The sequence below is a fragment of the Methylosinus sp. RM1 genome, assembly GCF_011378635.1.
GTDB classification, from domain to species: Bacteria; Pseudomonadota; Alphaproteobacteria; order Rhizobiales; family Beijerinckiaceae; genus Methylosinus; species Methylosinus sporium.
On sequence record NZ_WOVC01000037.1, the window covers coordinates 18,861 to 27,583 of the forward strand.

The 8,723-nt window shown below is 64.3% G+C and carries 8 protein-coding genes; 2 read left to right on the plus strand and 6 right to left on the minus strand.

Annotated elements, in window-relative coordinates; genetic code table 11:
• Positions 1 to 7: 7 nt before the first annotated feature.
• Complete coding sequence (locus tag FMZ75_RS17995; protein ID WP_166144902.1) at positions 8 to 496, minus strand: MarR family winged helix-turn-helix transcriptional regulator; 489 nt, start codon at positions 494 to 496, stop codon at positions 8 to 10.
• Between the two features lie 114 nt (positions 497 to 610).
• On the opposite strand from FMZ75_RS17995, the gene FMZ75_RS18000 reads away from it, so the two are divergent.
• Complete coding sequence (locus FMZ75_RS18000) at positions 611 to 1,840, plus strand: MFS transporter (protein WP_207783503.1); 1,230 nt, start codon at positions 611 to 613, stop codon at positions 1,838 to 1,840.
• A 3-nt stretch (positions 1,841 to 1,843) separates the two neighbouring features.
• Here FMZ75_RS18000 and FMZ75_RS18005 read toward each other — a convergent pair whose 3' ends face one another.
• The gene (locus FMZ75_RS18005) at positions 1,844 to 3,754 is read right to left on the minus strand and encodes an ABC transporter ATP-binding protein/permease (RefSeq protein WP_207783504.1); all 1,911 of its coding nucleotides are present in this window, start codon (positions 3,752 to 3,754) and stop codon (positions 1,844 to 1,846) included.
• 149 nt (positions 3,755 to 3,903) lie between these two features.
• Here FMZ75_RS18005 and FMZ75_RS18010 point away from each other — a divergent pair, with 149 nt between their 5' ends.
• Complete coding sequence (locus FMZ75_RS18010) at positions 3,904 to 4,509, plus strand: TIGR00730 family Rossman fold protein (RefSeq protein ID WP_166144905.1); 606 nt, start codon at positions 3,904 to 3,906, stop codon at positions 4,507 to 4,509.
• A gap of 44 nt (positions 4,510 to 4,553) precedes the next feature.
• On the opposite strand, the gene cimA is transcribed toward FMZ75_RS18010, so the two are convergent.
• The 4 genes from cimA to cysS form a co-directional block, all read right to left on the minus strand.
• Positions 4,554 to 6,149 (minus strand): citramalate synthase, encoded by a 1,596-nt coding sequence (gene cimA, locus FMZ75_RS18015; RefSeq protein WP_166144908.1) that lies wholly within the window; start codon positions 6,147 to 6,149, stop codon positions 4,554 to 4,556.
• Entirely contained in the window at positions 6,146 to 6,649 is a 504-nt protein-coding gene (locus FMZ75_RS18020; protein ID WP_166144911.1) for a GNAT family N-acetyltransferase, read from the minus strand. Before FMZ75_RS18020 ends, cimA begins: the two co-directional genes overlap by 4 nt.
• A 2-nt stretch (positions 6,650 to 6,651) precedes the next feature.
• Entirely contained in the window at positions 6,652 to 6,786 is a 135-nt protein-coding gene (locus FMZ75_RS21980; protein ID WP_255461837.1) for a hypothetical protein, read from the minus strand.
• Between the two features lie 279 nt (positions 6,787 to 7,065).
• Positions 7,066 to 8,430: a cysteine--tRNA ligase gene (cysS, locus tag FMZ75_RS18025; RefSeq protein WP_166144914.1), complete on the minus strand. Its 1,365-nt coding sequence runs from the start codon at positions 8,428 to 8,430 to the stop codon at positions 7,066 to 7,068.
• Between the last annotated feature and the right edge of the window lie 293 nt (positions 8,431 to 8,723).

An 8,723-nucleotide genomic window follows, 5' to 3' on the forward strand; every position in this document is an offset into this window, starting at 1 on the left:
GCCGGCGCTACAGGCCGGCCAAAAGCTTGGCGAGCAGGCGATCGAGCGTCTTCTGCTCGTCTTCCGTCAGCGCCGACAAGACCGCCGCTTCAGTCTGCACATGGCGGGGCAAGACCTCGTCGATCAGCGACTTCCCTTGCTCGGTCAGCCCGACCAGCGCGGCGCGCCGATCCGTCGGATGCTTGACGCGCGCCACATGGCCGGCCGTTTCCAGCCGGTCGATGCGCGCCGTCATGCCGCCGGAGGAGATCATCGTCGCCTCATAGAGCGCCGTAGGCGTCAGCGCATAGGGCGGGCCGGCGCGGCGGAGCGTCGCCAATACGTCGAAATCGCCAGTCTGCAGGCCGAATTCCGCGAAGACGGGGGCCAGCCGATCGCGCGAGATCCGCGACGCCAGCTCGAGCAGACGGCCCAGCGCCTCCATCGGAAAAGCGTCCAAATCAGGCCTTTCGCGGCTCCATTGCCGGGCGGCCAGCGCAGCGCGGTCCTGGTTCATTTTGTGAGTCCGCCCATATATCTTGACATAAAGATACTTATCATCGAGATATTACCCGCCGAATGAATTTGCCGCAAGGCGCGGCTCGTCCCCCTAAAAATTGCGAGTGAGCCCATGACCACAGCCGATAGCGCGACCGCAGCTTCCGAAACCCGCGCCAGAAACGAGGGGCATGACTTCGCCCTGATCGCGATCCTGTGCCTCGCGCTCAATCTCCGGCCGGTCATGGCCGGCCTCGGCCCGATTCTCGACATCATCGAAAATTCCGCGGGGCTGACTTCGGCGCAAGCCGGGCTGCTCACCACCTTGCCGGTGTTTCTCATGGGCGTCGGAGCCTTCGCCGGGCGACGTCTGACGCAGCTTCTCGGCGCGAAGACCGGCGTCGCGATCGGCATCGCGGTCATTTCCCTCGCCTGCGCGGGCCGATTGGAATGGACCGACGCCGCCGGAATGCTGACGACGGCGGCGGCGGCCGGCCTCGGCGTCGCGATCGTGCAGGCCCTTCTGCCCGGTTTCATCAAAGGGCGTTTCGGCCGAGGCGCAGGCCGCATCATGGGGCTCTACACGACCGGCATCATGAGCGGCGCAGCTCTGGCCGCCGCGACCGCCGCCGGGCTCGAGCGCGACTTCGGCCTGCCCGCCGCGCTCGGCGTCTGGTCGGTTCCAGCGTTCATCGCCACGCTCGTCTGGCTGCTGCTCCCTTTCCCCGCGAGAGAAGCCGGCGGCGGCGTGAGCCAGACGACGGAGCCCTTATGGCGCCACGGCCGCGCCTGGACGCTGATGCTGTTTTTCGGCGTCGGCACCGGCGCCTTCACGCTGGTCCTCGCCTGGCTGCCGCCCTATTACACGAGCCTCGGCCAGAGCCGCGCCTATAGCGGCTATCTGCTCGCCGGCGTCACCCTCGCAGAAGTGGCCGCGAGCCTCGCCGTCTCCGCTTTCATCGCGCGCTTTCCCGATCGCCGCGGGCCGCTCTTCGTCGTCCTGACGAGCATAACGGCAGGCTTGATCTGCGTGGCCGTGGCGCCTCTGTCGCTCGCATGGCCGGCGGCGATTCTGCTGGGACTCGGCCTCGGCGCATTGTTTCCGCTGTCCTTGATCGTCACGCTCGATCATGTCGACGATCCGGCCCGCGCCGGCGAGCTCGCGGCCTTCGTGCAGGGCGGCGGCTATATCATCGCCAGCCTGACGCCTTTCGCCGCCGGCGCGATACGAGACCGTTTCGCCGATCTCGCCGGGGCCTGGGAAGCAATGGCGGTCGGCGTCTTTCTGACGATCGCTATTGCTATGCGTTTTTCCCCGCAAAGCCGCCTGAGCGATGGTCGTCGCAGCCCGACCGCCCGCTAGCGCTCACGCGGGCATTTCCTCGGTCTCGCGTCGCTCGGCGTCTGCGCGCCGGGCGCCTTCCTCATCGGCCTGCCGCTGGCGGCGCCACATGGCGGCATAGGCGCCGTTCTTCTCCAGCAATTGCAGATGCGCGCCGCGCTCGACGATGCGGCCGCGATCGAGGAACAGGATTTCATCCGCATCCACGACCGTCGACAGCCGATGCGCGATCACGAGCGTCGTGCGGCCGCGCGAGACGCGCGCCAGCGCCTCCTGAATCTCATGCTCGGTAAAGCTGTCGAGCGCCGATGTCGCCTCGTCGAGAATGAGCAGCGGCGGCGCTTTGAGAATCGTGCGCGCTATGGCGACGCGCTGCTTCTCGCCGCCCGAGAGCTTCAGCCCGCGCTCCCCGACCTGCGCCTCATAGCCATCGGGAAGCGAGCGGATGAAGCTGTCGATCTGCGCGAGACGCGCCGCCTCGCGCACCTCCTCCATGCTCGCGTCCCAACGGCCATAGCGGATGTTGTAGGCGATGCTGTCGTTGAACAGCACAGTATCCTGCGGCACCATTCCGATCGCCTCGCGCAGCGATCGCTGCGTGACCGCGGAAACATCCTGCCCGTCGATGGTGATGCGCCCCGCTTGCGGCTCGTAGAAGCGGAACATGAGCCGCGAGATCGTCGATTTTCCGGCGCCCGAGGGGCCGACGATGGCGATGGTCGCGCCGGGCTCCGCCGTGAAGCTCACGCCCTGCAATATAGGCCGCTTGCTGTCATAGGCGAAGACCACATCGTCGAAAACGATGCGCCCTTCGCGCACATCGAGGTCCGCGGCGTCGGGCCGATCGGCGATCTCCGGCTGCTGCGACAGAATGGCGAACATTTTTTCGATATCGACGATCGCCTGGCGCGTCTCTCGATAGAGAGTGCCCATGAAATTGAGCGGCTGATAGAGCTGGATCATCATGGCGTTGACCAGCACGAAATCGCCGACGCTGTTGCGCCCGCTGCGCACGCCATGCACGCACAGGACCATCATGACCGCCAGGCCGATCGTGTAGATCACCGCCTGCCCGGCGTTCAGCAGCGCGAGCGATATGTAAGAGCGAATGCTGGCGTTCTCATAAATCGCCATGGATTTGTCATAGCGCTCCGCCTCGCGCCGCTCGGCGACGAAATATTTCACCGTCTCATAGTTGAGAAGGCTGTCGATCGCCTTCACATTGGCGTCGACGTCGCTCTCGTTCATCGAGCGGCGAATGGCGATGCGCCAATTGGTGGCGATGAGCGTGTAGAGAAGAAAAGCCGCGATCGTCAGCATGGCGACGAGAGCGTAATCCCAATCGAATTGCACGCTGAGCACGCCGACGACGAGCGCGAACTCGACAATCGTCGGAACCGCCGTCGACATCACGAGCCGCGTGAGCGTCTCTATGCCGTCACGGCCGCGCTCCAGCACGCGCGTCAGGCCGCCGGTCTTGCGGCCGATGTGGAAGCGCAGCGACAATTGGTGCATATGCACGAAGAGGTGATTGGCGAGGCGCCGCACGGCGTGCATGGCGACGGCCGCGAATAAGGCGTCGCGCGCCTGCGTCAGCAGCGCATAGAGCGCGCGCAGCACGCCATAGAGAATGGTGAAGCCGACGGCGCCGCCGAGGATCGTCGGAACGGCGGCGTCCGAAGCGAGGCCATCCGCCGCCCATTTGAAGGCGAAGGGGACCGCCATATTCACCAATTTTCCGACGAGCAGCAGAGCGAGCGCGATGAGAACGCGTCGCTCCAGGTCGCGCCGGCCCTTGGGCCATATATAGGGCCAGAGCTTGCGAATGGTCGCGATCACGGATTCCCGGCCGAGCGGCTTTTCTATCTCTTCGACGACCCCATGTACCGAGACTTGCGCCGAAGCTTGTTCTTCTTCTGCACCGACCTGTCGCATCACCCTGTTCCAGTCCTTCCAACGGAGGCGCCGCTATGACATCTGGATTTCATATAAGTGGTTTGAAGTGCGAACGCACGAGCGCTCCGCTCACGTCGCCGGCCCCCGCCGGCCTTGACGCAGCCGCTGGAGCGGGTCATCAAACGAAAATGAGCGATCTGAAAAAAATTCAAAGCGTCTGCGTCTATTGCGGCTCCTCCACCGGCGATGATCCCGTCTACGCCCATGCCGCCGAAGCGCTGGGCGCAGCGCTAGCGCGCGAAGGCGTGAATCTCGTCTTCGGCGGCGGCTCCTGCGGCCTGATGGGCGCCGTCGCGAGGGCCACGCTGGCGCAGGGCGGCAAGGTCACTGGAATTATTCCGAGCTTTCTCGACGAGCGCGAGGTCGCGCTCTCCTCCGTCACCGAGCTGGAGGTCGTGCCGGACATGCATACGCGCAAGCGTCTGATGTTCGAGAAGTCAGACGCTTTCGTGGCGCTGCCGGGCGGCATAGGCACGCTCGAGGAGCTGACTGAGCAATTGACCTGGATTCAGCTCGGCCGCCACAGCAAGCCGCTCGTCATCGCCGACATAGGCGGCTTCTGGAAGCCGCTGCTCTCGCTCTTCGCGCATATGCACAACGCCGGCTTCATCCGCCCGGGCTATGAGGTTCGCTATATGGTCGCCGAGCGCATAGAGGATGTGATCCCCATGCTGCGCGCGACGCGCGTTCCCAAGAACGAAGGCGACGAGACGGCGATAGAAAAGCATTTTTGAAGGCGCGCGCTTCGTTCTCCGATGAAATGGGATAAGGAAGACGGCTAGACCGCGCCGGACCTCACCAGCTTATAGACGATCGCATCGACCAGCGCCTCGAAAGACGCATCGACGACATTGGGCGAGACGCCGACGGTGGACCATATCTCCCCTTTGGCGTCCGCGCATTCGACCAGCACGCGCGTCACCGCATCCGTGCCGCCCTGGAACACGCGCACGCGATAATCGACGAGCTTCACATCCTCGATGAAGGATTGATATTTGCCGAGATCCTTGCGCAGCGCCACATCGAGCGCATTGATCGGGCCATTGCCCTCGGCGGCGGAGATCGTCGAGCGCCCGTCTATGCGCAGCTTGACGATCGCCTCCGCGCCCGCCTCCTCCGCGCCGATATTGACGCCGAAGCGGCGGTCCACGGCGACGCTGTAGCGCTCAATGTCGAAATAATGCGGAACCTCGCCGAGAACGCGCTTGGCGAGCAGATAAAAAGAGGCGTCGGCGCCTTCATAGGCGTAGCCTTGCGCCTCCTTCTCCTTCACCTCGTCCAGCAGGCGCGTGAGCCGCGGATCATCCTTCGCGAGCGAAATTCCCAATCGCTCCAGCTCGGCGATGATATTGGATTTTCCTGCCTGATCCGACACCAGCACGCGGCGCTGATTGCCGACGCTCTCCGGCGGCACATGCTCGTAAGTGCGCGGATCGGTCAGCACTGCAGAGGCGTGAATGCCGGCCTTGGTGGCGAAGGCGCTGGCGCCGACGTAAGGCGCGTGACGATTGGGCGCGCGATTGAGCAATTCGTCGAGCGCATGGCTGGTGCGCGTCAAATGCGTCAGGCTCTCGCGCGTCACGCCGATCTCGAAGCGATCCGAAAACTCGCTTTTGAGCAGAAGATTGCCGATGATCGTCGTGAGATTGGCGTTGCCGCAGCGTTCGCCGAGCCCGTTGAGCGCGCCTTGTATCTGCCGCGCGCCGCCGCGCACAGCGGCCAGCGAGACGGCGACCGCCTGCCCCGTATCATCATGCGCGTGAATGCCGAGCTTGGCGCCCGGAATGACGCGCGCGACTTCGGCCACGATGTGCTCCACCTCATTGGGCTGCGAGCCGCCATTGGTGTCGCAGAGCACGATCCACCTTGCGCCAGCCTCATGCGCGGCATTGGCGCAGGCCAGCGCATAATCGCGATTGTCCTTATAGCCGTCGAAGAAATGCTCGCAATCGACGAGCACTTCCTTGCCGCGCGCGACGGCGGCGGCGACGGATTGGCGAATGCCGTCGAGATTGTCCTCGAGCGTCGAGCGCAGCGCGACGCGCACTTGATAATCCCAGGCCTTGGCGACGAAGGTCACGCAATCGCAATCGGCGTCCAGCAGGGCGGCGACGCCGGGATCGTTGGAGGCCGAGCGGCCCTGCCGGCGCGTCATGCCGAAGGCGGCGAAATGCGCCTTCAAGGGCGGGCGCTTCGCAAAAAACTCGGTGTCCAGCGGATTGGCGCCGGGATAGCCGCCCTCGATGTAATCGAGGCCGAGCTCGTCGAGCATTGCGGCGATCTGGCGCTTATCGGCGAGCGAGAAATCGACGCCGGTCGTCTGCGCGCCATCGCGCAGCGTCGTGTCGAAGAGCGTCAGCCTCTCCCGTGTCATTGCGTTGCAGCCTTGCTCTCGAGTGTTTTCTTCATCGTGGTGTTGCCGAGCCATTCGCCGCGCAGCTCGCGCATGTTACGCTGATGGGCGACATAGCCACGCGCGGCGAAGAAATCGCGCGCCGCGTCGGAAGCGTCGACGCTGATCTCGCGCGTCCCCCGCGCGGCGGCGAGCTTTTCCATCGCATCGGCGAGCGCCGAGCCGACGCCGCGCCGCGCCGCGCGCGGATGCACATAGAGCATGTCGAAGAGCTTATTGTCGCGCAGCGCGGCGAAGCCAGCGATCTCGCCGTCGAGCGAGGCGACGAGTGTGAGCGCGCCCGCGAGCTTCTTGGCGAAAGCCTCTTCGTCATCGGCGGCGGCGGCCCAGGCGGCGAGCTGATCCTCGCCGTAATCTTCGGCGGCGAGCGTCTCTATGCTCGCGCGAAACAATTGCGCGAGGCGCGGCGCATCGGTCGGCAGAAAGGGACGAAGCCCGGGAGCGGAAGCGGCGCGCGCCATGGCTAGATCAGCTCGAAGGCCGCGAGCACATGCCATGCGGCGACGGCTGCGAGCGCGAGGATGATGAGCTTGAACACGAGATAAGACGCCCAATGCCCCGGAAAGGGCAGAAATCTGCGCCAGTCGTTCTTAAGCATGGGCGTGGTCTCCTCTCACGAAAGACGGAATCTTCGTGCGCGTCTCCTTCTCCCACTCGTGGGAGAAGGTGGCCCTCGCGTCAGCGAGCGTCGGATGAGGGTCCATGACGCGTTTCGACGATTCCATGCGCAGCGAGCCCTCATCCGACCCGGCCAAAAGCCCGTCGCTTGCGACGGGCGTCCTCTCGGACGCCCTATGGCCGGGCCACCTTCTCCCCCAAAGCGGGAGAAGGAGTCGCGCGTCTTGATCGTTGGATAATGTTCGAGCGCAGTGAAGCTTCATCGCTTCACCTCCCATGTCGTCGTGCCGTCCTTATTGTCCTTCAGCGCGACGCCCATCGCCGCGAGCTCGTCGCGTATGCGGTCGGACTCGGCCCAGTTTTTTGCCGTGCGGGCAGCGAGGCGCGTCGAGATCAATGAGGAAACCTGCTCCGCATCGACCGCCTGTTTCGTCTCGCCTTCGACCCATTGCCGATAGGCGCAAATGTCTATGCCGAAGAGCTTCAACGCTCCGTCGAGCGCGGCGGCGTCCAGCTCGTGCAGAGACGCCAGCGCGAGCGGCGTGTTGAGATCATCTGCGAGCGCATTCAAAACCTCGCCCGCTGCCGCAGGCGCAGCGGAAACCTCGCCGATCTGCGCGCTCCATTTGCGCAGGCTCGCCTCCGCCTCCTCGAGCGCCTTCACGGTAAAATCGATCGGCTGGCGATAATGCGTGCGCAGCATGGCGAGGCGCAGCACCTCGCCCGGCCATTTCCGCCCGCCGAAATTCTCCGTGTGCAGCAGCTCGTTGATGGTCACGAAATTCCCCAGGCTCTTGGACATTTTCTCGCCCTCGACTTGCAGGAATCCATTGTGCATCCAGTAATTCGCCATCGCCTCGTGACCGAAGGCGCAGCGCGTCTGGGCGATCTCGTTCTCGTGATGCGGAAACACGAGATCGATGCCGCCGCCGTGAATGTCGAACACCTCGCCCAAATGCTTCCACGACATGGCCGAGCATTCGAGATGCCAGCCGGGCCGCCCGCGTCCCCAGGGCGACTCCCAGCCAGGCTCGCTCTCCTTTGACGGCTTCCACAGCACGAAATCCATGTCGCCGCGCTTATAGGGCGCGACATCGACGCGGGCGCCGGCGATCATCTCGTCGAGCGGACGACGCGACAAGCGGCCATATTCGGCCATGGACGGCACGTCGAACAGCACATGGCCATCCGCCGCATAGGCGTGGCCGGCGGCGATCATCTTCTCGATGAGCGCGATCATCTCGGCGATATGCTCGGTGGCGCGCGGCTGCACGCTCGGCTCGAGGCAGCCGAGCGCCTTCACATCATCCTGGAAGATTTTATTGGTGCCCTCGGTCAGCTCGCGGATCGTGATTCCACGCTCGGCGGCGCGCGCGTTGATCTTGTCGTCGACGTCAGTGATGTTGCGGACGTAGGTGACATGATCGGCGCCATAGAGATGGCGCAGCAGGCGAAACAGCACGTCGAAAACGATGATCGGCCGCGCATTGCCGATATGGGCGTAGTCATAGACCGTGGGGCCGCAGACATACATGCGCACATTCGCCGGATCGAGAGGACGGAACTCCTCCTTGGCGCGCGACAGCGTATTGTAGAGCTTCAGAACGGGAGCTTCGGACGACATGAATTTCCCTCGGCCTGCCGGCCCGGGGCGTCATTGCGTGTCATGAAGAGAGACGTGACGGCTCCGGCCAGCTTTTGCGCTAGCTGATAATGATCCGACAAAGGATGCAGGAGTGGAGCGTGCTCGTCATAGCGCTAACATGCGCGCTCCGGGGCCGTCCGTCAAGTCGCAGACTCGGCCCTCAGGGTTCCGAATTCGGGTTAACGGCGGTTAACGGATCGGCTCAGGCATGATTCCCTATCGGGGGAGTGATTCTGGAGCCGCCGTGATGAGCCTCGCCTTCGCCCTGTTCA

Excerpts from the sequence above, each read along its gene's own strand:
- FMZ75_RS17995 (WP_166144902.1), bottom strand. The coding sequence starts at position 496 with ATGAACCAGGACCGCGCTGCGCTGGCCGCCCGGCAATGGAGCCGCGAA.
- FMZ75_RS18000 (WP_207783503.1), top strand. The coding sequence starts at position 611 with ATGACCACAGCCGATAGCGCGACCGCAGCTTCCGAAACCCGCGCCAGA.
- FMZ75_RS18005 (WP_207783504.1), bottom strand. The coding sequence starts at position 3,754 with ATGCGACAGGTCGGTGCAGAAGAAGAACAAGCTTCGGCGCAAGTCTCG.
- FMZ75_RS18010 (WP_166144905.1), top strand. The coding sequence starts at position 3,904 with ATGAGCGATCTGAAAAAAATTCAAAGCGTCTGCGTCTATTGCGGCTCC.
- cimA (WP_166144908.1), bottom strand. The coding sequence starts at position 6,149 with ATGACACGGGAGAGGCTGACGCTCTTCGACACGACGCTGCGCGATGGC.
- FMZ75_RS18020 (WP_166144911.1), bottom strand. The coding sequence starts at position 6,649 with ATGGCGCGCGCCGCTTCCGCTCCCGGGCTTCGTCCCTTTCTGCCGACC.
- FMZ75_RS21980 (WP_255461837.1), bottom strand. The coding sequence starts at position 6,786 with ATGCTTAAGAACGACTGGCGCAGATTTCTGCCCTTTCCGGGGCATTGG.
- cysS (WP_166144914.1), bottom strand. The coding sequence starts at position 8,430 with ATGTCGTCCGAAGCTCCCGTTCTGAAGCTCTACAATACGCTGTCGCGC.